Raw genomic sequence first — 26,197 nt, forward strand, 5'->3', positions numbered from 1 at the left:
GGGGCGGACAAAATACGGTTTCGTCTTCATAGCATCGGAAGTAACAGCGATTGTCATCATCCGATCCGCAAACATGGCAATCTTGCGGCAAGACGACCCGTTTTAATCGGCAAATAGAGATTTAGACAATTCAACTAATCTGATTATTAACAGAGAAGTGCACTTACATTAATATAGCGTTCATTTGATCAGAACGTAATTAATTTGGTGTTCATCGAAACGACATCCTTATCTTGACGCTGTCGTCGCCGGGATCGATAGCGCATGACATGGCAAAGCCCCTGCTCATCACGGCGTTCGAACCGTTTCCCGGCGTTCCCGAGAACCCGACGGAAACGCTCCTGCGCTCCCTCGCCCAATCGGACGACGATGTTCTTGCGGGCGCGCGGCACCTGGTCCTGCCCACCCGATATCACGTGGCCCAGGCAACCCTGCTGGACGCACTGGACCTCGAAGCTTCTGCCGTAATCATGACCGGATACAGCAACCGCGCCACCGGGCTGACACTGGAAAGCCGGTCGACCAGCGCGTACCTGCCCGACAGGCCCGATTCTGCAGGATACTGCCCAGTTCCGGACGATGCGCCGATGGTCACGAGAGCGACGCAGGTCGATCTGCACGCCCTTGTCGATCGATTGTCAGGCGAAGGTCTTCCCGCCGAGATTTCGGACGATGCCGGAAGCTACGTTTGCAACCATGTCTACCACGCGGCGCTGGGCGGCCCGTGCGGGGCCGACGGTATTCCCGGCCTGTTCGTGCATATCCCCGCCATTGCAGGCTCACCCCTTGCCGAAACCGCTGCGGGCCGGATGTCGCTCAACGACTTGCAGAAGGGCTTGGGCATTATAGCCAGAGCGGTCATCGTAAATTCAGAATAATACTTGCATATGAAACTGCAACAAGCGGACAGCCCGGTCCGCGACAACGGATTAGGACGCCCGTGAAAGCCAAGAAATTTCCCCTCGCCCTTGCGGCTTGCGCGCTTCTGTCCGCCTGTGGCGGCGGTGGCGGCAGCAGTGGTTCGGGCACGTCCGGTGGCACAATCGGCGGAACGCCGACGCCAACTCCCACTTCGACGACTGCGGCCTGTTCGCTTTCGAACCGTCAGCAGTTCGCCCGCGACGTCATCAACGAATGGTATCTGTTCCCCGACCTGGTCGATACCGGCGTGCGCGCGTCGAACTTCGACAGCGTGCAGGGATATATCGACGCGCTCGTCGCACCGGCGCGTGCGCAGTCGAAGGACCGCTATTTCACGTATATTACCTCGATCGCCGAGGAAGAGGCTTACTACAACAGCGGCTCGACCGCGGGTTTCGGTATCCGTCTCGGATATGGCACCGACAGCGTTTACGTGATCGAGGCGTTTGAGAACGCCCCGGCCCTGGCCGCTGGCATGGACCGCGGCACGCAGATCCTGGCCGTCGGCGATAGCGAGGGCACCTTGCGCAACGTCAGCGACATCGTGGCCGCAGAAGGGTGGGACGGCTTCTCCGACGCGCTTGGCTCCTCGGACGTGGGCGTCACCCGCTCGTTCCGCCTGCGCGACGTCGACGGCACGACGCGGGTCGTGACGATTTCGAAGGAAGACTACGCGCTCGATCCGGTCTCCGATCGGTATGGCGCGAAGGTGCTAAACGACAACGGCACCAGTGTCGGTTACCTCAACCTTCGCACTTTCATCGATACGGCAGACCCGGACCTGCGCGCCGCATTCGCCGATTTCCAGGCGCAGGGGATCGACAAGGTCATCGTAGACTTGCGCTACAACGGCGGCGGGCTGGTCCGCATTGCCGAGCTGATGGGCGACCTGATGGGTCGCGACAAGGTCGGCCAGGTGTTCAGCCGCACGACGCTGCGCGACAGCAAGTCGGAATACAATGAAAGCTATCTCTTCGCGAACCAGCCGCAGTCGATCGCGCCGATGAAGATCGCCTTCATCGGGCGTGGCGGCACGGCCTCGGCCAGCGAGCTGGTGATCAATTCCATGATCCCTTACCTCGGGACGGACATGGCGCTGGTCGGCACGAACACTTACGGCAAACCCGTGGGCCAGTTCGGTTTCGACAACGAGGATTGCGACGACCGTATGCGCGTCGTCACGTTCCGCACCGAAAACGCGGACGGCAATGCCGACTACTTTACCGGCCTCGCCTCTTCCGTTCCGGTGACCTGCCGTGCGGAGGATGACATTTTCACCCCGCTGGGCAATGCGAACGAGGCATCCATCGCAGGCGCGCTCGACTTCCTGGCAGGTCGTTCGTGCACCGCAATCAGCACCGGGCAAACCACCCAGTCGCTTTCGGGACAGCGCCGCCTGTTGATGCCGACGCGGCCAAGCACCGCGCAAAGGGAAGTGCCGGGCCTGTTCTGATCCGGAGCTTTTCGATCAGTAAATTATAGGTTCGCGGCCCGCTTGTATTTAATGCAAGCGGGCCGCTTTTATTGCATTTGCTGCACTGCAACCTTTTCGTATGCTGCATCGCACAACATACGGATGTCTCGAGGCAATCCCAACTCTTTGGAAGGAATTGCTTCATGCGTAAAATCGCTATCTCCCTCGCTCTCGCATCCACCGCCGTCGCCGCTCCGGCGATCGCACAGGAAGAGAAAACTTTCACCCACAACGGTGTCGAGTACGAATACACGACCCGTACCGTCGGCGACGCCACGATGGTCACCGGCACGGACGACCGCGGCAAGGCCTTCCGCCTCTACGTCACGGATTCGCGCGTTCGCGGCACCTACAACGGCTCGCGCGTCTCGTTCGACCGTTCGGAAGCGCAGGCACGCGGCATTCCGATGGCATCGCGCTGATCGCTGCGGATTGATGAAAGGGTCGGGGCGTTCGCGCTTCCGGCCCTTTTCTATTCGGTCGCGCCGGGCCTAAGCGATTGAAGCAGGACTTCGAGGTGTGCGCGGCCAAGCCTGCTCCACACGTTGTAGGTACAGGTCTGCCCGCCAAACCGGACATAGGCGAGCGAGTTGTCGCCCACGCCGTCTGGCGCTTCGGCGCGATAGGGCTTGGCCCCTTCCAGCCCATATCCCGCAAAAGCAGGTTGCTGAAGATCCGGAAGCTGCATGAAGTGCGGCCACTGGTCACGAAGCCTGTTCTCCTGCCCGTCCGCCTTATCAGCAGGAATCACGCCGGGCCCCGCAACGCCGTAGGCGCTGTTCACTTCGTCCGTATCGAAGGCAACGCCCCAGCCGCCCGCGAAATTCGCGCGACGCGGCTCGCCCCCTGCGCCGCCGTCACTGGTCAGGATAAGCGGCGCACACTCATCCCGGTTGGCGGCGGTTTTCCATTCGTTGCGCGTCAAATCGACGGCAAGCGGGACAGGATCGGGCGTATCGACGGAATCGGGCCCCACGTGCGGCGGAGGGCTGATCGGGGCCTGCGGCGTGTCGGGTGCCTCGGTCCCGGTTTGCGCAGCATCGGGCGCAGCATCGCACGCCGCAAGCGCAGCGCAGCAGATCGCCAATGTCAAAATCTTCTTCATGCTCCACCAACGCTCTCGCGACCGCATGGCTCCCCCCGATGCTGCGCGAAACGGACAAAGCGCATGATGCCTGCGGCAAGGCGGCCGAGCCGGGTGCAGGCTTTGCTTGCCCGACAAGCCCGATACGCGGCATGACGCTGTGATGGAGCCAATCCTCACCCTGACCCTCAACCCCGCCATCGACGGGGCTTGCGAGGCCGACGAAGTCCGTCCCACGCACAAGATCCGAACGAGCGCGGAACGCTACGATCCCGGCGGCGGCGGCATCAACGTGGCACGCGTGCTGAACCGGCTAGGTGCGCCGGTCACGGCGGCCTATTGCGCCGGCGGGGCCAGCGGCGGATTGCTCGACGACCTGATCGACCGGATCGGCCTTGCCCGCCATTGCATCCCGATCGAGGGACAGACACGGATGAGCCTGTCCGTATTCGAACGCAGCACGGGGCAGGAGTACCGTTTCGTGCCCCAGGGCCCCACCTTCTCCCCCCAGGAATGGCAGGGGGTTATCGACTATGTCTCGACTGCCCAATGCGGCTGGCTGGTGGCAAGCGGGTCGCTGCCCCGCGGTGTGCCGGACGATTTCTACGCCCGCCTTGCCGCCACATGCCGCCAGCGCGGCATCCGCATGGTCCTCGACAGCTCCGGCCCTCCGCTTGCGTCTGCGGTAGAGGCAGGCGGCCTCACCCTCGTCAAGCCGAGCCTTGGCGAGTTCGAGGCGCTGACCGGCACGAAATACGCCAGCCCGCAGGAAATCGGCGCCGCGGCCCATGCCATGGTGCTTGCCGGAAAGTCGGACATAGTGGCCGTCACCCTCGGCCATCGCGGTGCCGTTCTGGCCGATGCGAACGGATCGCTCTGCCGCCCCGGCCTCGACGTTCCGGTGCAAAGTGCGACCGGTGCCGGAGACAGCTTCGTCGCAGGCATGGTTCATGGCCTTGCCAGCGGGATGGACACGGCCAGCGCCTTTCGCCGCGGCATGGCGGCAGGCACGGCCGCGGTCCTGACGCCGGGGACGGACTTGTGCACCCCGGAAGACATCGAAACCATCTGGGCCCGAATGGGCGAGGATGACGGCTGCACCGCCTGATCCGCCCTACCCTCTGGCTTTCCGCGCCGACAACTGCCATCTGCCCCCGTCAAAGGAGCATGCGATGAGCGACGACGAATATGTTTACGACGAGGAAAGCGGCGAGTGGATGCCCGCTTCCGAACTGGCGGCAAAGCAGGCTTCCGCAGACACGGTCGAGGTTCGCGACGCGGTGGGCAACTTGCTGGCCGACGGGGACCAGGTCACGCTGATCAAGGACCTGACCGTCAAGGGCGCGGGCCAGACGTTGAAGCAGGGCACGCTGATCAAGTCGATCCGCCTTACCGGCGACTCTCAGGAGATCGACTGCAAGTATCCCGGCATCAAGGGCCTGGTCCTGCGCGCCGAGTTCGTGAAGAAACGCTGATCCGCCCTTGATGACGGAGCCTGTCACGATCCTGGTCGACGCCGACGCCTGTCCGGTAAAGGCGGAAATCTACAAAGTGGCGCAGCGCTATGGCGTGCCCGTCAAGGTCGTGACCAATTCGCCGTTTCGCGTGCCGAACGATGCGATGTTCGAATTGGTCATGGTCTCGGACGCATTCGACGCGGCGGACGACTGGATCGCAGAGCATTCAGGCCCGCGCAGCGTCGTGGTGACCGGCGATATCCTCTTGGCCGACCGCTGCATCAAGGCGGGCGCGACGGTCCTTGCCCACAACGGCAAGCCTTTCGACGCGGCCAGCATCGGCAGCGCCATCGCCACGCGCGCCATCATGGCCGACTTGCGCGCAGGGATGGACGGTGTCGGCGGCGGGCCTGCGCCGTTCAGCAAGGCCGACCGTTCGCGGTTCCTGCAGTCGCTCGACCGGGTCATGGTGGTGCTGTCGCGAAAGGCGGGCTGACGCCGCCATTAGGCGGCGAACACCGATTTCGTGCAAGGCTATCGCGCCGGGTGGGATAAGGTGCGTCGGGGCATTCCGCCCCGATTGGAACGGACATGGCCAAGGGCCAACGCAAGTCGAACAAGGAAATCCGCAAACCCAAGGCCGAAAAGGCGCCCAAGCAGAACGCGTCCCAGCCCAGCCTGAAGCCAGGCGGGATCAAGGGGCTGGAGAATATGAAAAACGGTTGAGCGCCGTCTCCGGCGGCCCACGCCGCCGGACCGTGCCGCCGCCTAGCGCGTCTTGTGCGCGGCGATCGCCTTGTCGATCTCCTCGATGCGCAGCCGTTCGGGCGTGCCCTTGGCCAGCCCTTTCAGACGGCAAGTCGCCCACAGCTGGCGGCGTTCGGATTCAAGGTTCTTGAGATAGAGATCGACCATGACGGCGCTTATGCGCGCACGGTTCCCCGCTGGCTAGTGTTGTGGGGGTTTTGATCGAGATGTGAGGTTGGAAAAGGGTTGAGCGCGGGCCTTACGGCCCGTGAGAGGGTGGTGAGTGCCGCCGGGTTTTTGTCTAGCCTCAAGCGCCGGCGGCTGCATCCGCAACCTTGGCTTTCCTCGCGCCTGACGGCGCTGCGGGCGGCCGTTCGGCCTTGCGGGAGACACCTTCGGTGCCCCGTGACAGCGCTACGTCGCTGACTGGCACCAAGCATCATGTTGCCAACCGTGAACTCTGGCGAAAGTCCGGGGCGCGTCAGCGACACCCGCAAGTGCGAATGCGCGCCTCCGCTTATGCGGCGTAGCCAAGGGGCGCGGATGCGCCCCGCCCGGCGTTTGAGGGACTAAAACAAATAATCCCCGACATTGACCAAGCTTCAATAATCGCACCATAAATAGGTGCGATGACTTACGCGATCGACGTATTACTCGACCAACCTGTGATTCTATTGGTCATTCTCGCCATTGGCGCAGCTATCGGCATCAGCGTTGAAAAGTTTTTCAACGGCATCGAACGGGAAAAGCGCCGAGCCTATTGGCGCGGGCGCAAGTCCGGCAACAAAACCAAGTCGTCGTGGACTGCGAAGACCAAAGCTGCACCCGCAAGCACGACCGAAACAGCAGCAGAGCAATTGAAGAGCGTGATGAGCGCGCAATTCAAGGCCCGCTCCCTCCTCAACAAACCGGAACGCCGACTCCTGGGTGTCATCGATCAGGCGCTGGCCGAGCACAGCCCCGGCTGGCGCGCGATGGGACAGGTTTCGCTGGGCGAGATATTGTGGAGCGAGGACAAGGACGCGTTCTGGGCGATTAACGCCAAGCGCATCGATCTGCTGATCGTTGACCCCGAGTGCCGCCCACTTCACGCGGTAGAGTTTCAGGGGACGGGCCACCACAGCAGCGACGAAACGGCAGCACGCGATGCGGTGAAACGGGAGGCGCTGCGACGGGCCGGGATCGGCTATGTCGAGGTAGTTAGTGGAGATACGCCTGCTGAGGTGAGGGAGATGGTGCGGAAGTTGGCCATAACGATTTAATCCGATATCCGGAAAGGCTATCGCACTCCCCAATGAACCGATTTGAAAGGATCAACATGCCGCCGTGGGCAAACCTGGCCACGGTCTGGGGCGTGCTTTTCATTCTGTGGCTGGTCCCCTCACAATTTCAGCTTATCAAATATCTGGGTGTGGTCGGAGCACCGGCGACTGCCGCGCTGGCAGCGGCTGGAACAGGCGCATTGCTCTGGTTGACTTCGCATTTTCGATTGGCACCGTCGCGCATCTGGTTCTGGTTGCTCTGCGGGTTGTTGGCAGTGGTTTTCGTCGTCATCTTTCCGCTGGCGAATAGCGGAGCTTATGGCGTCGGGTCAGATCGCGACGACGCGCTCAATGTCACGATAGAGGCTCTGCTCGCCGGGAATTATCCCTATGGCGTTCGGACTTACCTGGGCAACCCGCCTACGCCGATGCCCGGCGCGATGGTTCTAGCGCTCCCGTTCTACCTGCTGGGCACCGCCGCATGGCAGAACCTGTTCTGGATGCCGGTTTTCGTGATCTGGGTGTATAAGCGATTTGCCTCGCCTTCGCTCGCGCTTCTCGCACTGCTGATGGTATGGTTCTCCCCAGCCGTGATGCAAGACTTCGCAACAGGTGGCGACTACGTCGTGAACGCAATATACGTTGCAATTGCCGCCGATTTAGCCGTCAGAACTGAAACGCGTGGCGGCCGCTGGTCACGGCTTGTTGCCCTGCTGTTTCTGTGCCTGACAATCTCCTCCCGGCCAATTTACGCAGTCGTTGCGCTGGTCGTGGGCGGCCAGCTTCTACAAACTGTTGGACCGCTACGAGCCTTGCACTTTCTGATGGCTGCGGCAGCCATCGGATTGGCCTTGAACCTTCCTTTTTTCCTTTATGATCCGGCCCAATTTCCGACAGCGCACCTTATGGGAAAGCTTGACGGCCAGCGCCTGGGCATTGCCGCCAAAGTGGTCCTGCCGATCGTGGCTGTTCTGGCAACCTTATTCAGCTTGCGATTGAAGGCGACGAGCGCCAACCTCTTTGCGGTGATCGGGCTTTCGCTGGCGGCGATACTCTACCCGGCATTCCTTTTGGAAGTGGGCCAGACAGGCCACGGCGACAGGTGGCTCTGGACAGCAACCTTCGCCGTGGCGGTGTCGGTTTTCGGCACGCTCGCAGTGCTAATGAAGCTGGACGAACACGCTATGCAGGAAGACCAACATCAATTGGTCTAGCGCCGCTGAATAACAGAGCGCTAACCGATCAATCGTGCTCCCGATCGCCCTGCCCCATGTAAAGCTCCGAGCCGGTTTCCTTGAAGACCTTGCTCATCTCTTCCATGCCCTTCTCCGCTTCTTCCTTTGAGGCGTCCGCAGCGAGGAATTGATCGCTCGGCTGGTTCTGCTTGGCGGCGAATTCGCGGACTTCCTGGGAAATCTTCATCGAGCAGAACTTGGGCCCGCACATCGAGCAGAAGTGCGCGGTCTTTGCGCCTTCGGCGGGGAGCGTCTGGTCGTGGTACTGTTCGGCCGTGTCGGGATCGAGCGACAGGTTGAACTGGTCGCGCCAGCGGAATTCGAAACGGGCGCGGGAAAGCGCGTCGTCGCGCACCTTGGCCGCCGGGTGCCCCTTGGCAAGGTCGGCCGCGTGGGCGGCCAGCTTGTAGGTCACCACGCCGACCTTCACGTCGTCGCGGTCGGGCAGGCCAAGGTGTTCCTTGGGCGTGACGTAGCAAAGCATCGCCGTGCCGTACCAGCCGATCTGCGCCGCGCCGATGCCGCTGGTGATGTGGTCGTAACCCGGCGCGATATCGGTGACGAGGGGCCCGAGCGTGTAGAACGGAGCCTCACCGCACGCCTCGAGCTGCTTGTCCATGTTCTCCTTGATCTTGTGCATCGGCACGTGGCCGGGGCCTTCGATCATGACCTGCACGTCTTCCTTCCAGGCCCGCTTGGTCAGCTCGCCCAGCGTGTAAAGCTCGGCAAACTGGGCCTCGTCGTTGGCGTCGGCGATCGAACCGGGGCGCAGGCCATCGCCCAGCGAATAGGCGATGTCATAGGCCTTCATGATCTCGGTGATCTCGTCGAAGTGCTCGTAAAGGAAGCTCTCCTTGTGGTGGGCAAGGCACCACTTCGCCATGATCGAGCCGCCGCGGCTGACGATGCCGGTCACGCGCTTTGCGGCCAGCGGCACATAGGGCAGGCGTACGCCAGCGTGGATCGTGAAGTAGTCGACGCCCTGCTCCGCCTGCTCGATCAGCGTGTCGCGGAACACTTCCCACGTCAGGTCCTCGGCAATGCCGCCAACCTTTTCCAGCGCCTGGTAAATGGGCACGGTGCCGATCGGCACGGGGCTGTTGCGCAGGATCCATTCGCGGGTGTCGTGGATGTTGCGGCCCGTCGACAGGTCCATCACGGTATCCGCGCCCCAACGGATCGACCAGACCATCTTGTCGACCTCTGCCGCCACGTCCGACGCCACGGCGGAATTGCCGATGTTGGCGTTGATCTTGACCAGGAAGTTGCGACCGATAGCCATCGGTTCGGATTCAGGGTGATTGATGTTGTTGGGGATGATCGCACGGCCGCGCGCGATTTCGCTGCGCACGAATTCCGGCGTCACGTATTCGGGAATTTCCGCGCCCCAGTCCTGCCCGTCGCGGACGTGGTCCTTCATCATGGCGCGGCCCAGGTTCTCACGCTCTGCCACGTATTCCATTTCAGGCGTGATGATGCCCTTCCTGGCATAGTGCATCTGGGACACGTTCTGCCCCGCCTTGGCGCGCAAGGGGCGCTTCACGACGTTCGGGAAAGCGGGCACGCCGCCGCTGCGGTCGGGGCCGAGCTGGCCGTTGTCTTCCGGCTTCACCATGCGGCCGTCGTATTCCTCGACGTCGCCGCGGCCGATGATCCAGTCGCGGCGGATGGAGGGAAGGCCTGCCTGAATGTCGATGGTGGCGTCGGGATCGGTGTAGGGACCGCTGGTGTCATAGACGCGCACCGGTTGTTCACCGCTCGACGGTTCGAGGTTGATCTCGCGCATCGCCACCCGGCGTTCGCCGACGTAGATCTTTTTCGATCCACGGATAGGCCCGGTGGTCACGCCGATTTCGAGCTTCGAGTTGATGTCGGCCATTGCAGTCTCCCAAGTGGCGAAGACGGAACGGCTGCCTTGATATCCGACAGACCGCTCCCTCCGCCGATGCTAGTCGGTTCAGGTTCAACGGGTCGGACAGCGCAACCTGTCCCTCTCAGCGCATTTGCCCACTTTCGATTTCTCGAAGTGGGAAGCTCGCTCCCCGGGGTATGACACGGATGTAATGCCCCCGGACCGCGAAGGCAAATGAACTCTGGGTCCGGGGATGTGGATTGCGCCCGATTTCCGATCAGCCGAAGTGGAGCGCTCCCGCTACGGTCAGGGCAAGGCCGACCAGCAAACTTACCGTCGCCCAGCCCTTGTGCATGAACGACAGGTTCTTCAGCCAGAAATGGAAGTAGATGTCGGAAAAGCCGACGACGACCAGCGCTTCGAGGATCATCAGGCCGCCGATGACCTTCATCACGCAGGCCAGGAGGTCCGCTGGCACCCAAGGATTGACGAGATAGATCGCAGCCCCGGCCGCCAGTTCGGCAACGCCCGAAATCATCTGAAGCGCGGGGCTGTCCTCGACCTCTTTGACCAGCGTTTGCCAGATACCGGGACGGCGCAGCGCGCCGGTGGCGGCGGACATGGCGAACAGGCCCAGCAGCATGGCTGTCCAGGCAGTGGGGTCGATAACAGGCATCTGGAAATTCCCTCCTCATTTCCCGCGAATACGGGCAAACCGATCAAGACGCTCGAGGGGGTAAGCGTCCTGTGTTCATCGCGTATTTAGTGACTGGGCGCGCCGTGGTCCAGCGCGCCCTTCGCCTTTTCGTCAGAAGCCGGGATTTGGCTCAAAATGCATAGCCGACGCCCGCCAGTACCATGAATTGGTCCCGGTCACCGCGCATCGACACGATGGGGGTTTCCGCCGCGCTGCCCTGAAGCCGTTCGTAGACGAGCGAAGTCGCAATACCGAATCCGCCGTTGCGGAAGTCGCCGTCGAGATCCATGCCCCAGTACGCCTTCGCGTCCCAGTCCTTCATGCCCCCGTCGGCTTCATAGACCGGAAGCGCGCCGTCGGTGGCCGCGCTGCCTTCGGGGGTGATCGTGTAGTAATAATCGGCCCACTTGTCGTCGTGCCAGCTCGCGCCGACCGACACGCCCGCGCCCATGCCCTTCGACAGGGCGGTGAAGTAGGACAGCGAGATCCGGCTCTGCCGCCCTGCCCCCTTGCCCGACACGTCCCAGCGCATGCCATAGCTGAGCGCCAGCGAATCGACCGGGGTGAGCAGGTTCTTCTTCGAGATGCCCGCGCTGAAGCCCAGCTCGACCGTGCTGTCGAGTTCGGGCAGCATATCGACGATCTCGTCCTTCACCGATCCGGTGCGAACCGCGCTGTACTGAATTTCGGGACCGAAACTGAGTTCGATGTCGCCGGGAAGATTGGGGATGAGATCGAGTTCGAGGCCGATCCCGCTGGTCTTGAAGGCGATACCCGCGACCGAGCCGCGCACCGCGCCGCCGACCTGCACGCCATATTCGTCCGCGCCTTCGTAGTCGGGGACATAGCCCGCGCCCAGCGCCACGATGACGTAGTCGCCGTCATAGACTTCTTCGAGGTCGGGCTGTTCGAGGCGAAGCGGCTGACGGTCAACCGCGGCCGCATTGGCGTGAGCCGCCGATGAAAAAAGGACCGCCGCGGCAAAGGCTGCGCTTGTCATGACGGTGCGGGTCGGCGCGATCTGGTTCAAGTGGGTCAAGTCCCTGAGATTGGTTTGCTTCGTTCGGGAACGCTCCGCCGTCATGCCGGTTCCGCGATGACGAGGTATGGGACAAGGTATGGACAGGACCTTGTCGGCACTTGCGCAGGGCCGCCGGGCCGTGCGAACGAGGCGGGAATGGCCAATCGATACGACATCGCGATTGCGGGCGGAGGCCTGTCCGGATCGCTGATCGCGCTGATGCTGGCCGATCGGCGCCCCGACTTGTCCATCGCCCTTGTCGAAGCCGGTCCCGCGATCGGCGGCAACCACGTATGGTCGTTCTTCGCCACCGACATCGCCGAAGAGAATCGCACCCTGGTCGAAGGGCTGGCCGCAGCGCGGTGGAACGGCGGATACGACGTGCGCTTTCCCGCCTATCGCCGGACACTCTCGACGCCTTACCGGTCGATCCCTTCGGAAAATCTGGCCGAAGCGGTGGCAAAGGCGCTTCCGGCAGGGGCGATCCATACCGGCAGGGCCGTCACCGCGCTCGACCCCGAAGGCATCGACATGGCCGATGGCTCGCGCATCGAAGCAGGCGGCGTCATCGACGCACGCGGGCTGACGCGCGAGATGCTGGCCGACCTCGACGGCGGGTGGCAGAAATTCGCGGGCGTCATGCTGCGCCTTGCCACGCCGCACAAGATCACCCGACCCATCGTCATGGACGCGACCGTCCAGCAGAAGGACGGCTATCGCTTCGTCTATGTCCTGCCCTTTTCGGCGGACGAGGTCTTCGTCGAGGATACCTATTACAGCGACACCCGCTCGCTCGACGCCGAAACGTTGTTCGCGCGGATCGACGATTATGCGCAGGGGCGCGGCTGGACCGTGGTGGAAAAGACCCGCAAGGAAACCGGCGTCCTGCCGGTGGTGACGGGCGGCGATTTCGCAAGGTTTCGCAGTCACGGTGTGTCCGGCGTGGCCAAGGCAGGCGTGCGCGCGGGCCTGTTCCAGCCGCTCACCAGCTATTCCATGCCCGACGCGGTCCGGCTGGCCAGCGCAATCGCCGATGCCGACGCGCACGACAGCGCCAGCCTTGCCGCGCTGACCGAAGCACACGCCGCCGCGCACTGGCGCACTGGCGGTTTCTACCGGATGCTGGCTCGCATGCTGTTCGGCGCGGCGCAAGGGCGGGATCGTTACAAGGTGCTGCAACGCTTCTATGCACTTGACGAAGCGCTGGTGGAACGCTTCTACGCCGGGAACAGCACGCTGTTCGACAAGTTACGTGTGCTGGCCGGGAAGCCCCCCGTTCCCGTGCTGAAGGCCGCGTCGGTGCTTGCCGGGTTCGGTGCACCGGGGCCGCTGAGAGGAAAGAAATGACCGACAAGGACCAGCCTATCCGCCGCGCCGCCGTAATCGGCGCAGGCTTCGGCGGCCTCGCGCTTGCCATCCGGCTGCAATCGGCCGGTATCGACACCACCGTGATCGAGGCGCGGGACAAGCCCGGCGGGCGGGCCTACGTCTGGGAAAAGGACGGCTTTACTTTCGATGCCGGCCCCACCGTGATCACCGATCCCGACTGCCTGGAACAGCTCTGGCGGCTGACCGATCACGAGATGTTGGACGACATCGAACTGATGGAGGTCAAGCCGTTCTACCGCCTGCAATGGGAAGACGGGACGACCTTCGATTATTCGAACGACCTGCAGCAGCTGGCCGCCGAGATCAGCAAGCTGAATCCCGACGACGTGGCGGGGTACGAAGAATTTTCCGCCTATTCCGAAGGGGTCTATACCGAAGGCTACCTGAAGCTGGGGCACAAGCCGTTCCTCAACTTCTCCGACATGATCAAGGCCGCGCCCGCGTTGGCCAAGTATCAGGCATGGCGGTCTGTCTATTCGATCGTGTCGAAATACGTGAAGAACGAAAAACTGCGCGAGGCGCTGTCGTTTCACACGCTGCTTGTCGGCGGCAACCCGATGTCGACCAGCGCGATCTATGCCCTGATCCACAAGCTGGAAAAGGACGGCGGTGTCTGGTGGGCGAAGGGCGGCACGAACAAGCTGATCGCCGCGATGGTCAAGCACCTCGAACGGCTGGGCGGCACGGTCCGGCTGGGCGACGCTGTGGAAAGCATCGACACCGTGGGCAACCGCGTGACGGGCGTGACCACGAAAAGCGGGTGGTCCGAACGGTTCGACGCGGTGGCGGCCAATTCCGACCTCATGCACACGTACCGCGACCTGCTCTCGACCAACCGGCGCGGGGGAAAAGTGGCAAAGTCGCTGGCGCGCAAGCGGTGGAGCCCGTCGCTTTTCGTCGTGCACTTCGGGGTCGAGGGCGCGTGGCCCGGCATTCCGCACCACATGATCCTGTTCGGCCCGCGCTACGAAGGACTGCTGAACGACATCTACAAGTCCGGCGTCCTGCCGCGCGATTTCTCGATCTATCTGCATCACCCCAACGTCACCGACCCGTCGATGGCGCCGGAGGGGATGAGCACGTTCTACGCCCTCGTCCCCGTCGCCCACATGGGCAAGTTGCGGGTGGACTGGGAGAAGGTCGGCGTGGAACTGGAAAAGCGCGTGCTGGACGAAGTGGGCCGCCGCCTGATCCCCGACATCCATTCGCGGATCGTGACGAAGTTCCACTACACCCCCGCCGATTTCGGTACCGACCTGTCGGCGCACATGGGCTCTGCCTTCAGCCTGGAGCCGATCCTGACGCAAAGCGCGTGGTTCCGCGTGCACAACCGCGATGACGAGATCGGGAACCTCTATTTCGTCGGCGCGGGCACGCATCCGGGCGCGGGCATTCCGGGCGTCGTCGGTTCTGCACGGGCGACCGCGCGGTTGATGATTTCCGACCTGTCGAGAGGCTGAGACCGACTTTGCCGAAAAGCCGCGACGAACTGGTTGCTCACGCCCGCAATACGATCGCGCGCGGATCGAAAAGCTTTGCCGCCGCATCGATGCTGTTCGACCGCGTGACGCGCGAGCGGGTCTGGCTGCTCTATGCCTGGTGCCGCGCGGCGGACGACCTTGCCGATGCGCAGGACATGGGCGGCGAGCTTGGCGACCAATCGGACGCTGCCGAACGACTAGCCACCATCCGGACGCGCACCGCACTGGCGCTGTCGGGGGTGGAAACCGGCGATGCGTCGTTCGATGGGCTGGCCGTGGTCGCAGGCGAATGCGGGCTGACGCAGGACATGTGCGACGACGTCATCGCCGGGTTCGCGCTGGACGCCGACGACTGGCGACCGCGCAGCGAGTCCGACATGCTGCAATATTGCTATCACGTGGCCGGCGCGGTGGGCGTGATGATGGCCAAGGTCATGGGCGTGCCGGACGAAGATGCCGACACGCTGGACCGGGCCTGCGATCTTGGCATCGCGTTCCAGCTTGCCAATATCATGCGCGACTTGTGGGAAGACGATGCCGCGGGTCGTTGCTACCTGCCGGTCGAATGGCTGGTCGAGGCCGACATCGCGCCGGGCCAACACATGAAGCCGATGTACCGCGCCGAACTGGTCGCCATGGTCCACGATGCCTGCCTCATGGCCCGCGCCTATGAAGCATCGGCTCGCATCGGCGCGGCCCGCCTGCCACTGCGCTGTCGCTGGGCGATCCTGTCGGCCACCGGCATTTACGGATCGATCGCGCGCAAGGTCGAGAAAGCGGGGGTCCATGGATGGGACCACCGCGTCTTCACCAGCCGCTTCGAAAAGCTGGGCCACGTCTTCGGCGCAGGCGCCGCCAGCCTGCGCGCCCCGCCCGCCTCCTGCGGCCAAGAGGCAGAGGCCCGCCCCCTCACCCGCCGCGACTTCGAGGAGCGCGCACGGAAGGCAGCCCGGTGAAGGTGCGCGGATGAAGCAGGCCCGGTGAGTTTCAGAAAACCTTTTCGTGCTGTGCCGCTAAAAGGCAAGAACGGCAGACCAATTCGCTTTCGCAAACCGCGCTCTAAAGGGCCGACGCTCAAGTTCTGGGATAAACCCGTCATCAAGAAGAAAAAGATAAACTGGTGGGCAATCGCGCTCGCCATCGGCTCGGTAGTCCTGATCGGCTACGGCGTGTCCATGGGCTATGGCCCGATGGTGATCGGCACCGGTACGTCTTACAGCGAAACGTCGGCCGCCCCCTTGGCCAGCCCCGAAGACACGCTCTACGCCAACTTCGGCATCTGCGACGGCGGCAAGCGGCAGAACTGCGTCGTCGACGGCGACACGTTCTGGTTCGCAGGCGAGAAGTATCGCGTTCTCGACATCAACACGCCCGAGATTTCCAATCCGCAGTGCGACCGTGAACTGGCGCTGGGCCGCGCGGCGACGCAGCGGTTTCGCCAGTTGATCAACGACGGTCCCTTCAGCCTTGAGAGCGGGCCGGAGGAAACCGATCGCTATGGCCGCAAGCTGCGCCGGGTGATGCGCGGCGGCCAATCGCTGGGCGATATTCTCGTGGCCCAAGGGCTGGCGGAAACCTGGCAGGGCCATCGCAGCGGCTGGTGTTAATCTGCCGTTTTCCATTCTTCGCTACTGTGTTTCTTGTGAGTCGGGTGGAACTCCTGGCGCAGAAGAGGCGTTGGCCTATCATGACTGTCGATGTGCAACTTCACGAGATCACCGGCGCGACTGACGCCGAGGAACGCTTTATCAAGGACAGCGTGATCCTGCTTCGCAAGGCGGTGAGCAGTCCCGGCTTCGGCGGCTCCGTCCGTCAGGCCGAATACGGCTTTACCGGCTGGCAAAGCTTGCACGGCGCCGTGAAAGACATGGACGGCGACGCTATCTGGGATCGCATCGTCCATGGCCGTGAATGCGGCATGACGGCCGATCACACGCTCGATATCGCGATTTCGGTCGAGGATATGGACGGCCCCGACAGCGATCATCCCGTCATCGGCCGCACGCGGCTCGGCACCCTTCCCATCCGCACCGCACGCTGGTTCGTGGCGCTTTGCATGGATGCGGGCGACCGCGTGAACATGGCCGCGCACCTGATGCACCAGTGGATGCACGTGTCGGGCTTCGTCCATGGCAAGGACCATACCGGCCACGATGCGCCGGCCGTTCTTGCCAAGCTGGTCCGCCGTTCGCTCGAATCGGACTATGGCGACGAAATCAACGCACAGGTCACCGCGCACCTGACGCTGGACGTTTCCGACTGCGATTGCTGCGTCAGTGCCGATGCGCCCGAGCCGACCCCGGCGCGCGCCGCCTGATTCCAAATATCGCCGGGGGTTAAGCCCCGCCTGCTCATTGGCCTGAAAGCCTGCCGCCCCTATCTGGGAAGGATGGCGTCCGCCCCCCTTCCCCAACCTGTGCCCCTGCCCGCGCTGCATGCCAGCCATTCGGGCTGCTGGCTGGCGGACCCGTCGGGCAACGTCCGTGCCCTTTCGCGGGGCGAGGCGATCATGGCGGCGGCCGAAACGCCGCTGCTGATGCTGAACGCGCCGCTGGTGGCCAGCCGCCTCGGCTATCCCGAATTGTCGGGCCTCGACCTTCTCGAACTCTATGCCTTTGTCCACCCGGCGAGCTTTGTCGTGCCGACGCCCAAGGGGCTGGCGCAGGCTCTGAACCTGCCAGTGCCGGAGCATGAGGGCGAAGTACCGATGCTCCTCGCCCGTGCCGCCGCGCGCCTTTTCGAAAGGTGCGAGGCGGATGATTGGACACAGCGCGAAGGGGCGTGGTCCGTGCTGCAATCGCTGGCGCGCCAGAAATGGCCATGGTCCGGCCTGCTAGCGCCGCACGTGCGCAAGCCGGAACGGGCCGAACGCTGGCTCTTTGCAAGATTGCCGGAGTGGGAGGAACTGCCGCCCCGCCCTCAGCCAAAGCACGTCCCGCTCGCACCCGAAGACGTCGCCGCGCGGCTCGACACTCTAACCGGCGAAGGATCGGAAAAGCGCGAAGGTCAGCGCGACTACGCACAGGAAGCCGCGCACGTCTTTGCCCCGCGCCCCGAAAAGGGCCGCCCCAACATGGTGCTGGCCCAAGCGGGAACCGGGGTCGGCAAGACGCTGGGTTATCTCGCGCCTGCGTCCTTGTGGTCACAGGCGGCGGAAGGCACCGTCTGGGTTTCCACTTATACCAAGGCGCTGCAACGCCAGCTTCGCCGCGAAAGCCGCAGGGCCTGGCCCGAAGCCGATGGTTCCGACCGCCAGACCCCCGCCGTCGTCGTGCGCAAGGGGCGGGAAAACTACCTCTGCCTGCTGAACCTCGAAGACGCGCTGCAGGGCGGTTTCCAGAACCGGGCAGGCATTTTCGCGCAGCTCGTGGCGCGGTGGGCCGCCTATAGCGAGGACGGCGACATGGTCGGCGGCGACTTGCCCGGCTGGCTGCCGACGCTGTTCCGCAGACGCGGTCTTGCCGCGCTGACCGACCGGCGGGGCGAATGCGTTTATGCCGCCTGCCCGCATTACAAGAAGTGCTTCATCGAACGCGCCGCGCGGCAGTCGGCCCATGCCGACCTGGTCATCGCGAACCACGCGCTGGTCATGGTCCACGCCGCCCGCGGTGGCGAGCGTGACGGCCAGCAGCGCCCCAGCCGGATCGTCTTCGACGAAGGGCACCACCTGTTCGATGCCGCCGATTCGACTTTCGCCGTCGCGCTCTCGGGCAGCGAGGCGATCGAGATGCGCCGCTGGGTAATTGGCCCCGAAGGCAAGTCCAAAGGCCGCAGGCGCGGCCTTGCCGCCCGCCTTGCCGATGTGGCGAGCTATGACGAGGGCGGCGAGGAAGCGATCGCCGCCGCGCGCGAGGCCGCATCGGGCCTGCCCGCCGACGGCTGGCTTGCCCGCATCAACGAGGGCGAGCCCTGGGGCCCGCTCGAACAGCTATTCGCCGCCGTGCGCCGCGTGACTTATGCCCGCGACGAAGCGGGGAGCGAGGCGGGATACGGGCTGGAGACCGAGGCGGTGGAGCTCGACGGCCCCTTCATCGAGGCGGCGTCCGAGGCGCGCGACGCGCTCGCCGCGCTGCGCCAGCCGCTGATGAAGCTGGGCTCCCGGCTTGAGGCGATCCTTGAAGATCCGCCGGACTGGCTGGACCCGCAAGGGCGCCAGCGCGTGGAAGGCGCGCGCCATTCGTTATCGTGGCGGATCGACGCGCTGACCGCGTGGGAAGCGCTTCTGGCACGGCTCGGTGGGCCGGCCGATCCCGATTTCGTCGACTGGCTGTCGGTCGAACGGGCCGAGGCGCGCGAATTCGACATCGCCATCCACCGCCGCTGGCTGGACCCGATGCGCCCGTTTGCGGCGACCGTGCTGGAACCGGCCCACGGGGTGCTGCAAACCAGCGCAACGCTGTGCGACCGTTCGCCAGAGGGGCCGGACTGGGACCGCGCGGTCGCGCGTTCGGGTGCGTCGGTCATCGGCCTAAATCCGCGGATCAGCGAAGCGGCCAGCCCGTTCGACTATGCGACCCAGGCGCAGGTCATCATCGTGACCGACGTGAAGAAAGGCGACATCGCCGGGCTCGCCGCCGCCTATGGCCAGCTGATCGAGGCAAGCGAAGGCGGCGTGCTGGGCCTGTTCACCGCGATCCGGCGGCTGCGCGCGGTCCATGCCCGCATCGCAGACAGGCTGGCGCGATCGGGCCTGCCGCTTTTCGCCCAGCATGTCGATCCGATCGACACGGGCACGCTGGTCGACATTTTCCGCGACGATCCGCGCGCCTCGCTGCTGGGCACCGACGCCTTGCGCGATGGGGTCGACGTGCCGGGTGATTCCCTGCGCCTTGTGGTCATGGAACAGGTTCCCTGGCCCAAGCCGTCGATCCTGCACCGCGCCCGCCGCGCCGCCGCCGGGGGCGAGCGGGCGGACAGGCAGGCGCATGACGATGCTATCGTGCGGGCCCGGTTGTCGCAGGCATTCGGGCGGCTCATCCGGTCGCGTGGGGACAGCGGGGCCTTCGTCGTCCTGTCGTCTGCATTCCCTTCGCGGCTGCTCTCCGCTTTCCCCACAGGCACACCTGTCACGCGAACGACACTTGCCGATGCTTTACAAATGTTGCAGCGGGGTGTTTCCTGTTCCGAGCCACAAGATAAACAAAACGTAAGGGAAAGCGACGTTTGAAACGCCTGGGTCTCCTGCGCCACGCGAAATCCGAAGAGCATCAGCCCGCGGGCTATGACTTCGACCGCGGCATCAACGCCAAGGGCCGCCGCGCGGCAGAGGCGATGGGCCGTTTTATCGGGACCAAGGTCGCACCTTTCGATCGCATCCTCGCCAGCCCCGCCGTCCGCGTTCAGGAAACGCTGAACATCGCGCTGGACGCCATGGGCAAGGCCGCACCGATCCACCGTGTGGAGGACCGCCGCCTCTATCTCGCCACTTCCGATTCGATCGAGGAGGTGCTGAGCGAGCTTGGCGGAGAGGAAGACAGCATCCTGCTCGTCGCTCATAATCCGGGGCTTGAGGACGCGGTGCTGGACCACGTGCCCGACGACGGTTCGTCGCCGCTGCGCGACCTGGTGGCGGTGAAATACCCGACCGGCGCTTTCGCGGTGCTGGAATTCGATATCGACGACTGGTCGAAGATCGAGGGCGCGAAGGCCCGTCTTGTCGAGTTGAAGCGTCCGCGCGATCTCGACCCGACGCTCGGCCCAGAAATGGCGAACTGATCAGCGCGCGATCAGGGCTGTTCGATTAACGCGGATGCCAGTTTTTCCCTGATGGAGCGCAGCCGTGCATGGAGCAGGACGTCCTGCGTCCGATTCGGTGTGGGCTCCGGCGATGAGGGCGCGGTTTCGCTGGTGCTTTCCTCCAGCGTGCGGACCGCGCCGCGCAGTTTCTCCACCATTTCGGCAGACGGCGCAGGCGCCGGTTCGGGAGCAGGCGGTGCCTTCCCCTCGTCCTCGATCGCCTTCACCGCGCCGCGGATCGTGTAGCCATCCTGGTTCAGCAGGCGGTCTATCTTCTGCAAGAGTTCGACATCGCCGGGCCGGTAATATCGCCTGCCCCCGCTCCGCTTGACCGGGCGCAGCATCGGGAACTGTTCTTCCCAGTAACGCAGGACATGCGGTTTTATGTCGAGCGCGGCCGAAACCTCACCGATCGTGCGGAACGCCTGCGGATCTTTCCCGTCCTCGAAAAGAGTTTCCTGCGTTGGCGTTCCGTCACTCATAGGCTCAGGCCCCGCTGACGCGGTCTTTCAGCATCTGACTGGCGCGGAAAGTCATCACGCGGCGCGGCGTGATCGGCACTTCGACACCGGTCTTGGGATTGCGGCCGATGCGTTCGCCCTTGTCGCGCAAGAGGAACGTGCCGAAGCCCGAAATTTTTACGTTTTCGCCATCCGACATGGAATCGCACATCAGACGCAGGATCGATTCCACCATGGTCAGGGAATCCGACCGGCTAAGACCCACCTTGTGGTGCACGGCATCGGCAAGATCCGCACGCGTGAGAGTTCCGACAGAACGCATTTTGTCCTATCCCCTTTTTTGCCCCCAGAGCTGCGACCCAGACAGGCACTATTTCACAGCATCGCCGCTGCCACAAATGAAAATCGGGCAAAAACAGGGACATTTGGCCTCATAAGGCCATTTCGCATCAGAATGGGTCTGATTTCCGCCCTCGATCAGGCGCGCAGCAGGGTCGCGCCCCAGGTAAAGCCGCCGCCCATCGCCTCGAGCATGACGAGATCACCGGGCTGGATTCGCCCGTCGCGCACCGCAACGTCATAGGCCAGCGGCACTGATGCGGCCGAAGTGTTGGCATGCACCTCGACCGTCTTGACCATGCGATCGGGCGACAGGCCCAGCTTTTTCGCGGTCGCATCGAGAATGCGGGCATTGGCCTGGTGCGGCACGACCCAATCGATCTGCGACGCCTCGTACCCGGTCGATTCGAGCACTTCGGTCAGCACGCTGGCAAGATTGACGACCGCATGGCGAAAAACCTCGCGGCCCTTCATGCGCAGCTTGCCCACGGTCTGCGTCGTCGAGGGACCGCCATCGACGTAGAGGAGGCAGTTGTGCTCGCCATCGGTGTGGAGCTTGGTATCGATCACGCCGCGCGCGGTCGCCGCCTCGGCAGTCGGGAATTCCTGAAGTTCTATGACCATCGCACCCGCGCCGTCGCCGAACAGGACGCAAGTCGTGCGATCTTCCCAGTCGAGAATGCGGCTGAAGGTTTCCGCGCCAATCACCAGTGCGCGCTTGCCCATGCCCCGGTGCAGCAGCGAATCCGCCGTACCCAGCGCATAGAGAAAGCCAGAACAGACCGCCGCCACATCGAACGCGAATGCGCTCTTGCAGCCAAGCTCGTGCTGGACCTTGCTGGCGGTGGACGGGAACGTCTGGTCCGGCGTTGCGGTCGCCAGCACGATCACGTCGATGTCGTCCGGCTTCAGTCCGGCGGCCTCGATCGCCCTGCGCGATGCGTCGATTGCGAGAGTGGAAGTCGTCTCCCCCTCATCCGCGATGTAACGCTGACGAATGCCGGTGCGCTCAACAATCCAGTCGTCGTTGGTGTCGACCTGCTCTGCCAGTTCGGCGTTCGTCACGCAGCGTTTTGGCAGGGCCGAGCCGGAGCCGAGCACGACCGAACGGCGGATCATGTCGCTCACGCGGAGGTTTCCGCTGTCTTGTCTTCGGTGCCGCGCGCAAGGTCGGCGGAGATACGCTCGATCAGGTCTTCCTCCAGCAGGCGCGCCGTCACTGCAACGGCATTGGCGACACCCTTGGCATTGGCGCTGCCGTGGCTTTTCACCACGACCCCGTTGAGGCCGAGAAAGACCGCGCCGTTATGGTTGTTGGGGTCGAGATGGTGCTTCAAAAGCTCGGTCGCCGGACGGCTTACGAGGAAGCCCACCTTGGAACGCAGCGATGACTGGAACGCGTTTTTCAAAAGGTCCGTCACGAAACGCGCCGCGCCTTCGACGGCCTTGAGCGCGATGTTGCCCGAAAAACCGTCTGTCACGACGACGTCGACGCTGCCGCGATTGATCTTGTCGGCCTCGACGAAGCCTTCAAAGCTCATCGCCAACCGCTGGTCCGCCGCGCGCAGATTTTCGGAAGCGACGCGAAGGACATCGGTGCCCTTGATCTCTTCAGTCCCGATGTTGAGCAGCGCGACACGCGGTTCGGAAAGCCCCGTGGCAATCCGCGAATAGGCCGCGCCCATGATCGCGAACTGCACCAGGTTGCGGGCATCGCAATCGGTGTTCGCGCCAAGGTCCAGCATGACCATGTCGGTTTCGCCCAGCGTCGGCATAAGCGCCGCCAGCGCCGGACGGTCGATGCCGGGCATCGTGCGCAGCGACAGCTTGGCCATCGCCATCAGCGCGCCGGTATTGCCGCCCGAAACGGCAGCGCCCGCCTCGCCCTTCTTCACCGCGTCGATCGCAAGGCCCATGCTGGTCTTGCGGGCACGGCGAAGCGCCTGTGTCGGCTTTTCGTCACCCGAAACGGCTTCGGGCGCGTGGAGGATCTCCGACGCGCCGCGCATGTTCGGGTGATTTTCCAGAGCACGCTTGATCCGCTCCTCGTCACCGACAAGGAGGAACTTGAAGCGATCGTGGCGCCGACGCGCAAGCGCGGCACCTTCGATCATGACACGAACGCCATGGTCGCCGCCCATCGCGTCGATTGCGATACGCGGCAAGCTCATGGTCTACGTCCTAGCAAGTGTCTGTCCGCGGGCGATCAGAGCCCGACGGAAACGATCTCGCGCCCGTTGTAGTGGCCGCAAGCGTCGCAAAGGTTGTGCGGGCGCTTCAGTTCGCCACAGTTCGGGCATTCGTGGAACGCCTCGACCTTAAGGGCATCATGGGCACGACGCATACCGCGACGGGAAGGCGAAACTTTTCTCTTGGGGACAGCCATTTCGGCACCTGTTCAATCAATAACGACGATCTTTGCGTGCCGCCCTAGTCCAGCCTCCGGCACGGCACAAGCCCACATCGGGAGTTCTTTCCCATTGCGGACCGGGGCGCGCGCTTTGCGGCACGGGGGGTGCGGCGAAGGCGCGCGCTATAACGTTTTCTGCGATTAGCGCAAGGGCAGTCTATTGTTTGAACGCCATATCCGCAACGAAGGGATTGCTTTGCCGCTCCGCCCCGAAGGTGCTGATCGGTCCGTGGCCCGGAATGAAGGTGACATCGTCGCCCAGCGGCCACAGGCGCTGCGTAATCGAATCGATGAGATCCTGGTGATTGCTCATCGGGAAATCGGTGCGTCCGATCGAACCCTTGAACAGCACGTCGCCGACGACCGCGAACTGGCTGGGCGCGTGATAAAATACGACGTGGCCGGGCGTATGGCCGGGACAATGCACGACATCCAGTTCCAGCTCGCCCACCGTCACCTTGTCACCGTTCTTGAGCCAGCGGTCAGGCTCGAAACTATGCGCCTCCATCCCCCAGCGCGAGCCGTCATCGTCAAGCCGCGCAATCCAGAACCGGTCGGCCTCCTCCGGCCCCTCAATCGGGACGCCCATTTCCTTGGCAAAGACACCCGCGTTGCCGCAATGATCGAGATGCCCGTGCGTGATGAGCACCTTTTCCAGCGTGATCCCCGCCTTGGCGATGGCATCCTTGATTCTCGGCAGATCGCCGCCCGGATCGATCACGGCACCCTTCATCGTCTTCGTGCACCAGATCAGCGAACAGTTCTGCTGAAGCGGGGTAACGGGCACGATAGCGGCCCGCATCGGCGGTTCTTGCGTGGTTTCGGTCATGCAGCAGGATGTGGCGGCGGCGGCGGGGGAATGCAAGCGGGGCCGATGCGCCGGAAATGACTAAGCTGCCCATGCATCAACCAACCTTGCTCCAATTGTCATTTGCATTTTGCGACCTGCACGTGAACATCGCTCTTATGAGGGGTAAATTTATCGTGGCGGTTGCGATTGCGTCTGGCCTGCCGGTGGCAGCGTATTTCGCGTCGCCGTATGTAGGAGCTGGAGCCCCCCCCCCTTACGGGTTGCGCGCGCTACATCCGGGCGGATCAACCTTTGATCGCGCACGCTGGCGGCGGACTGCCCACAACCACTTATGCCAACAATCTGGAGGCGCTCGACCTTGCCGCCCGACATGGTTTCGACCTGATCGAACTCGATTTCGGGGAAGTCGACGGTGATCTGGTCCTGGGCCATGAAGGGCACCCTCAAAGCGATCTTACCGTCGGCAGACTTCTCGAATGGTTGCGCGATCATCCCGATGTGCGGATCGTGACGGACATGAAGCATGATAATGTCAGTCGCCTTGCTACGCTCAAGACATTGGCTGGCGAGGACATCGACCGTTTCATCCCGCAAGTTTATGCTTTGGACGAGATCGCACCCGTGGCCTCGATGGGATATCCAACGCCGATCCTGACAATCTATCAGATGGATCGCCCCCTCGATCTGAACGAAGTGAACGAAGCACCGCTGTGGGCAGTCACCGTACCAAGGGATGCCATGCCCCTTACCAAGGCGATCACCCATCCGGTCTATCTTCACACGGTCAATTACCCGATGCCGGGGTTCGGCCTTTATACCGATTGCCTGATACCGGGATGAGGATGCTCGCGCCTTGTATTGCGATTACGTTAGGCACTGTCGCACTCGCGCTCGGCTTGGCAGCTGGGTCGGTCAATTGGCTCGGCCTAGTGGCTTCCATGCTGGAATGGACTGTAATGGTCGCCGCGCTGTCGTCTCTCGCGCTGACATTCGTGATGATCCAGACTATCCGCAGCGGTGATGCCCTGATTCCCGGATTGAAGTCCCGTCTTGCCAGCAATGCACAGCGGCTCCGCGTCGTTGCTCTCGGACTTGCTCTATATGTTCCTTTTCACGCCTCTTGCGGCATCGTGAAGCAGCGGCTGAATGAGATTTATCCATTTTGGGCGGACCGAATGCTGGCAGATTGGGATGCCGCGTTATTCGGGACCGATCCTGCCCAATGGCTACACCAGCGCCTTACAGCGCCAATTCTGACACTTCTCGATTTCGGTTATTCGCTCTGGTTCCCGGTCAACGCCCTGTGCTTCATCACCTGCTTGTTTTACGGGCGAGGTCGCCTCCTCTTGGCTTACTTTCTTCTCTGGGGGATTTGCGGTCCGATGGGGCAGGTGCTGATGTCTTCTGCGGGGCCGCTGTTCTGGCCAAATCTCGGATACGGCGAACGCTTTGATGGCTTGATCGCAAACTTGTCTTTCGGCCCCATCTACGGCGCCAGATATCTCTGGCTAACCTTTATGAGCGAAGAAATGAGTTTCGGCGCCGGCATCGCCGCCGTACCATCCCTGCATGTTGCAGGTTCAGCGTGGGTTGCCGCATGCAGCTACCGCACACGCCTGATGCCGCTGGGCTTTTCTTATTTCGCAATGATATCCATCGGATCTGTAGCCTTGGGCTGGCACTACGCCGTGGACGGCATCATCGGCGTTGGCTGCACGATCGTGATGCTCGCTCTCACGTCCTTGTACCCGTTCAAACGGCGAACTGTTGAGCGGGGCCAATTGGCAAGGATGGCGTAGCGATAACCGACGCCGCCAACC

At 63.3% G+C, this 26,197-nt stretch carries 29 protein-coding genes; 18 read left to right on the plus strand and 11 right to left on the minus strand.

Annotated features, from left to right (window positions below):
- The first annotated feature begins 269 nt into the window (after positions 1-269).
- From FAX90_RS02590 to FAX90_RS02600, 3 genes are all read left to right on the plus strand, one after another.
- Complete coding sequence (locus FAX90_RS02590; protein ID WP_144095262.1) at positions 270-878, plus strand: pyroglutamyl-peptidase I; 609 nt, start codon at positions 270-272, stop codon at positions 876-878.
- A gap of 62 nt (positions 879-940) precedes the next feature.
- On the plus strand, positions 941-2,374 hold the full coding sequence (locus FAX90_RS02595) for a S41 family peptidase (RefSeq protein ID WP_144095264.1): 1,434 nt from the start codon (positions 941-943) through the stop codon (positions 2,372-2,374).
- A gap of 164 nt (positions 2,375-2,538) precedes the next feature.
- Positions 2,539-2,817 carry a hypothetical protein gene (locus FAX90_RS02600; RefSeq protein ID WP_144095266.1) on the plus strand — a complete coding sequence of 93 codons (279 nt, stop codon included), beginning with the start codon at positions 2,539-2,541 and terminating at the stop codon, positions 2,815-2,817.
- Positions 2,818-2,867: 50 nt separating this feature from the next.
- Here FAX90_RS02600 and FAX90_RS02605 read toward each other — a convergent pair whose 3' ends face one another.
- Positions 2,868-3,500, minus strand: a complete 633-nt coding sequence (locus FAX90_RS02605; RefSeq protein ID WP_144095268.1) for a hypothetical protein — start codon at positions 3,498-3,500, stop codon at positions 2,868-2,870.
- 142 nt (positions 3,501-3,642) lie between these two features.
- Between FAX90_RS02605 and FAX90_RS02610 the strand changes: the two genes are divergently transcribed.
- From FAX90_RS02610 to FAX90_RS16860, 4 genes are all read left to right on the plus strand, one after another.
- Positions 3,643-4,587 (plus strand): 1-phosphofructokinase family hexose kinase, encoded by a 945-nt coding sequence (locus tag FAX90_RS02610; protein WP_144095270.1) that lies wholly within the window; start codon positions 3,643-3,645, stop codon positions 4,585-4,587.
- A 64-nt stretch (positions 4,588-4,651) separates the two neighbouring features.
- A complete protein-coding gene (locus tag FAX90_RS02615) occupies positions 4,652-4,954 on the plus strand; it encodes an alkylphosphonate utilization protein (protein ID WP_144095273.1) in 303 nt (100 codons plus the stop codon).
- 10 nt (positions 4,955-4,964) lie between these two features.
- Positions 4,965-5,432: a YaiI/YqxD family protein gene (locus FAX90_RS02620; RefSeq protein WP_144095275.1), complete on the plus strand. Its 468-nt coding sequence runs from the start codon at positions 4,965-4,967 to the stop codon at positions 5,430-5,432.
- Between the two features lie 95 nt (positions 5,433-5,527).
- Entirely contained in the window at positions 5,528-5,662 is a 135-nt protein-coding gene (locus FAX90_RS16860) for a hypothetical protein (protein WP_276612127.1), read from the plus strand.
- 42 nt (positions 5,663-5,704) lie between these two features.
- On the opposite strand, the gene FAX90_RS16500 is transcribed toward FAX90_RS16860, so the two are convergent.
- Entirely contained in the window at positions 5,705-5,851 is a 147-nt protein-coding gene (locus FAX90_RS16500; protein WP_170234832.1) for a hypothetical protein, read from the minus strand.
- A 461-nt stretch (positions 5,852-6,312) separates the two neighbouring features.
- Here FAX90_RS16500 and FAX90_RS02625 point away from each other — a divergent pair, with 461 nt between their 5' ends.
- Both FAX90_RS02625 and FAX90_RS02630 read left to right on the plus strand, forming a co-directional pair.
- Positions 6,313-6,945, plus strand: coding sequence for a DUF2726 domain-containing protein (locus FAX90_RS02625; RefSeq protein ID WP_144095277.1), 633 nt, complete (start codon positions 6,313-6,315; stop codon positions 6,943-6,945).
- Between the two features lie 32 nt (positions 6,946-6,977).
- Positions 6,978-8,159 carry a hypothetical protein gene (locus tag FAX90_RS02630; RefSeq protein WP_144095280.1) on the plus strand — a complete coding sequence of 394 codons (1,182 nt, stop codon included), beginning with the start codon at positions 6,978-6,980 and terminating at the stop codon, positions 8,157-8,159.
- 28 nt (positions 8,160-8,187) lie between these two features.
- Here FAX90_RS02630 and thiC read toward each other — a convergent pair whose 3' ends face one another.
- From thiC to FAX90_RS02645, 3 genes are all read right to left on the minus strand, one after another.
- Positions 8,188-10,059, minus strand: a complete 1,872-nt coding sequence (gene thiC / locus FAX90_RS02635) for a phosphomethylpyrimidine synthase ThiC (RefSeq protein WP_144095282.1) — start codon at positions 10,057-10,059, stop codon at positions 8,188-8,190.
- A 250-nt stretch (positions 10,060-10,309) separates the two neighbouring features.
- Complete coding sequence (locus FAX90_RS02640; protein ID WP_144095284.1) at positions 10,310-10,708, minus strand: hypothetical protein; 399 nt, start codon at positions 10,706-10,708, stop codon at positions 10,310-10,312.
- A gap of 151 nt (positions 10,709-10,859) precedes the next feature.
- Positions 10,860-11,759: a MipA/OmpV family protein gene (locus FAX90_RS02645; protein WP_170234833.1), complete on the minus strand. Its 900-nt coding sequence runs from the start codon at positions 11,757-11,759 to the stop codon at positions 10,860-10,862.
- Between the two features lie 147 nt (positions 11,760-11,906).
- Between FAX90_RS02645 and crtY the strand changes: the two genes are divergently transcribed.
- The 7 genes from crtY (at position 11,907) to FAX90_RS02680 (ending at position 20,335) form a co-directional block, all read left to right on the plus strand.
- Positions 11,907-13,097, plus strand: coding sequence for a lycopene beta-cyclase CrtY (gene crtY, locus FAX90_RS02650; protein ID WP_144095288.1), 1,191 nt, complete (start codon positions 11,907-11,909; stop codon positions 13,095-13,097).
- Positions 13,094-14,599 (plus strand): phytoene desaturase, encoded by a 1,506-nt coding sequence (locus FAX90_RS02655; protein ID WP_240704681.1) that lies wholly within the window; start codon positions 13,094-13,096, stop codon positions 14,597-14,599. The genes crtY and FAX90_RS02655 overlap by 4 nt, the downstream gene beginning before the upstream one ends.
- An 8-nt stretch (positions 14,600-14,607) precedes the next feature.
- Positions 14,608-15,576: a phytoene/squalene synthase family protein gene (locus FAX90_RS02660; protein WP_144095290.1), complete on the plus strand. Its 969-nt coding sequence runs from the start codon at positions 14,608-14,610 to the stop codon at positions 15,574-15,576.
- Between the two features lie 51 nt (positions 15,577-15,627).
- On the plus strand, positions 15,628-16,227 hold the full coding sequence (locus FAX90_RS02665) for a thermonuclease family protein (RefSeq protein ID WP_240704682.1): 600 nt from the start codon (positions 15,628-15,630) through the stop codon (positions 16,225-16,227).
- An 80-nt stretch (positions 16,228-16,307) separates the two neighbouring features.
- The gene (locus FAX90_RS02670) at positions 16,308-16,937 is read left to right on the plus strand and encodes a hypothetical protein (protein ID WP_144095292.1); all 630 of its coding nucleotides are present in this window, start codon (positions 16,308-16,310) and stop codon (positions 16,935-16,937) included.
- 72 nt (positions 16,938-17,009) lie between these two features.
- Positions 17,010-19,787, plus strand: a complete 2,778-nt coding sequence (locus FAX90_RS02675; protein ID WP_144095294.1) for an ATP-dependent DNA helicase — start codon at positions 17,010-17,012, stop codon at positions 19,785-19,787.
- Positions 19,784-20,335, plus strand: a complete 552-nt coding sequence (locus FAX90_RS02680; RefSeq protein WP_144095296.1) for a SixA phosphatase family protein — start codon at positions 19,784-19,786, stop codon at positions 20,333-20,335. Before FAX90_RS02675 ends, FAX90_RS02680 begins: the two co-directional genes overlap by 4 nt.
- Positions 20,336-20,346: 11 nt before the next feature.
- Here FAX90_RS02680 and FAX90_RS02685 read toward each other — a convergent pair whose 3' ends face one another.
- The 6 genes from FAX90_RS02685 to FAX90_RS02710 all read right to left on the minus strand — a co-directional run bounded on the left by FAX90_RS02685 (position 20,347) and on the right by FAX90_RS02710 (position 24,395).
- Positions 20,347-20,838, minus strand: a complete 492-nt coding sequence (locus tag FAX90_RS02685) for a MerR family transcriptional regulator (protein ID WP_144095298.1) — start codon at positions 20,836-20,838, stop codon at positions 20,347-20,349.
- Positions 20,839-20,842: 4 nt separating this feature from the next.
- A complete protein-coding gene (locus tag FAX90_RS02690) occupies positions 20,843-21,139 on the minus strand; it encodes an integration host factor subunit alpha (protein WP_144095300.1) in 297 nt (98 codons plus the stop codon).
- A gap of 155 nt (positions 21,140-21,294) precedes the next feature.
- Positions 21,295-22,275 (minus strand): beta-ketoacyl-ACP synthase III, encoded by a 981-nt coding sequence (locus FAX90_RS02695; RefSeq protein ID WP_144096805.1) that lies wholly within the window; start codon positions 22,273-22,275, stop codon positions 21,295-21,297.
- A 5-nt stretch (positions 22,276-22,280) separates the two neighbouring features.
- Positions 22,281-23,327, minus strand: a complete 1,047-nt coding sequence (gene plsX, locus FAX90_RS02700; protein WP_144095302.1) for a phosphate acyltransferase PlsX — start codon at positions 23,325-23,327, stop codon at positions 22,281-22,283.
- A gap of 35 nt (positions 23,328-23,362) precedes the next feature.
- The gene (gene rpmF / locus FAX90_RS02705; RefSeq protein ID WP_066558963.1) at positions 23,363-23,542 is read right to left on the minus strand and encodes a 50S ribosomal protein L32; all 180 of its coding nucleotides are present in this window, start codon (positions 23,540-23,542) and stop codon (positions 23,363-23,365) included.
- Positions 23,543-23,723: 181 nt separating this feature from the next.
- On the minus strand, positions 23,724-24,395 hold the full coding sequence (locus tag FAX90_RS02710; RefSeq protein ID WP_144095304.1) for an MBL fold metallo-hydrolase: 672 nt from the start codon (positions 24,393-24,395) through the stop codon (positions 23,724-23,726).
- 273 nt (positions 24,396-24,668) lie between these two features.
- Between FAX90_RS02710 and FAX90_RS02715 the strand changes: the two genes are divergently transcribed.
- Positions 24,669-25,217 (plus strand): PI-PLC domain-containing protein, encoded by a 549-nt coding sequence (locus FAX90_RS02715; protein ID WP_144095306.1) that lies wholly within the window; start codon positions 24,669-24,671, stop codon positions 25,215-25,217.
- Between the two features lie 98 nt (positions 25,218-25,315).
- Entirely contained in the window at positions 25,316-26,176 is an 861-nt protein-coding gene (locus FAX90_RS02720; protein WP_205700612.1) for a phosphatase PAP2 family protein, read from the plus strand.
- Positions 26,177-26,197 lie beyond the last annotated feature (21 nt).

The sequence above is a fragment of the Croceicoccus sediminis genome, assembly GCF_007570835.1.
In the GTDB taxonomy this organism is placed as follows: domain Bacteria; phylum Pseudomonadota; class Alphaproteobacteria; order Sphingomonadales; family Sphingomonadaceae; genus Croceicoccus; species Croceicoccus sediminis.

Excerpts from the sequence above, each read along its gene's own strand:
- FAX90_RS02590 (WP_144095262.1), top strand. The coding sequence starts at position 270 with ATGGCAAAGCCCCTGCTCATCACGGCGTTCGAACCGTTTCCCGGCGTT.
- FAX90_RS02600 (WP_144095266.1), top strand. The coding sequence starts at position 2,539 with ATGCGTAAAATCGCTATCTCCCTCGCTCTCGCATCCACCGCCGTCGCC.
- FAX90_RS02605 (WP_144095268.1), bottom strand. The coding sequence starts at position 3,500 with ATGAAGAAGATTTTGACATTGGCGATCTGCTGCGCTGCGCTTGCGGCG.
- FAX90_RS02610 (WP_144095270.1), top strand. The coding sequence starts at position 3,643 with ATGGAGCCAATCCTCACCCTGACCCTCAACCCCGCCATCGACGGGGCT.
- FAX90_RS02615 (WP_144095273.1), top strand. The coding sequence starts at position 4,652 with ATGAGCGACGACGAATATGTTTACGACGAGGAAAGCGGCGAGTGGATG.
- FAX90_RS02620 (WP_144095275.1), top strand. The coding sequence starts at position 4,965 with ATGACGGAGCCTGTCACGATCCTGGTCGACGCCGACGCCTGTCCGGTA.
- FAX90_RS16860 (WP_276612127.1), top strand. The coding sequence starts at position 5,528 with ATGGCCAAGGGCCAACGCAAGTCGAACAAGGAAATCCGCAAACCCAAG.
- FAX90_RS16500 (WP_170234832.1), bottom strand. The coding sequence starts at position 5,851 with ATGGTCGATCTCTATCTCAAGAACCTTGAATCCGAACGCCGCCAGCTG.
- FAX90_RS02625 (WP_144095277.1), top strand. The coding sequence starts at position 6,313 with ATGACTTACGCGATCGACGTATTACTCGACCAACCTGTGATTCTATTG.
- FAX90_RS02630 (WP_144095280.1), top strand. The coding sequence starts at position 6,978 with ATGAACCGATTTGAAAGGATCAACATGCCGCCGTGGGCAAACCTGGCC.
- thiC (WP_144095282.1), bottom strand. The coding sequence starts at position 10,059 with ATGGCCGACATCAACTCGAAGCTCGAAATCGGCGTGACCACCGGGCCT.
- FAX90_RS02640 (WP_144095284.1), bottom strand. The coding sequence starts at position 10,708 with ATGCCTGTTATCGACCCCACTGCCTGGACAGCCATGCTGCTGGGCCTG.
- crtY (WP_144095288.1), top strand. The coding sequence starts at position 11,907 with ATGGCCAATCGATACGACATCGCGATTGCGGGCGGAGGCCTGTCCGGA.
- FAX90_RS02655 (WP_240704681.1), top strand. The coding sequence starts at position 13,094 with ATGACCGACAAGGACCAGCCTATCCGCCGCGCCGCCGTAATCGGCGCA.
- FAX90_RS02670 (WP_144095292.1), top strand. The coding sequence starts at position 16,308 with ATGACTGTCGATGTGCAACTTCACGAGATCACCGGCGCGACTGACGCC.
- FAX90_RS02675 (WP_144095294.1), top strand. The coding sequence starts at position 17,010 with ATGGCGTCCGCCCCCCTTCCCCAACCTGTGCCCCTGCCCGCGCTGCAT.
- FAX90_RS02685 (WP_144095298.1), bottom strand. The coding sequence starts at position 20,838 with ATGAGTGACGGAACGCCAACGCAGGAAACTCTTTTCGAGGACGGGAAA.
- FAX90_RS02690 (WP_144095300.1), bottom strand. The coding sequence starts at position 21,139 with ATGCGTTCTGTCGGAACTCTCACGCGTGCGGATCTTGCCGATGCCGTG.
- FAX90_RS02695 (WP_144096805.1), bottom strand. The coding sequence starts at position 22,275 with ATGATCCGCCGTTCGGTCGTGCTCGGCTCCGGCTCGGCCCTGCCAAAA.
- plsX (WP_144095302.1), bottom strand. The coding sequence starts at position 23,327 with ATGAGCTTGCCGCGTATCGCAATCGACGCGATGGGCGGCGACCATGGC.
- rpmF (WP_066558963.1), bottom strand. The coding sequence starts at position 23,542 with ATGGCTGTCCCCAAGAGAAAAGTTTCGCCTTCCCGTCGCGGTATGCGT.
- FAX90_RS02710 (WP_144095304.1), bottom strand. The coding sequence starts at position 24,395 with ATGACCGAAACCACGCAAGAACCGCCGATGCGGGCCGCTATCGTGCCC.
- FAX90_RS02720 (WP_205700612.1), top strand. The coding sequence starts at position 25,316 with ATGCTGGAATGGACTGTAATGGTCGCCGCGCTGTCGTCTCTCGCGCTG.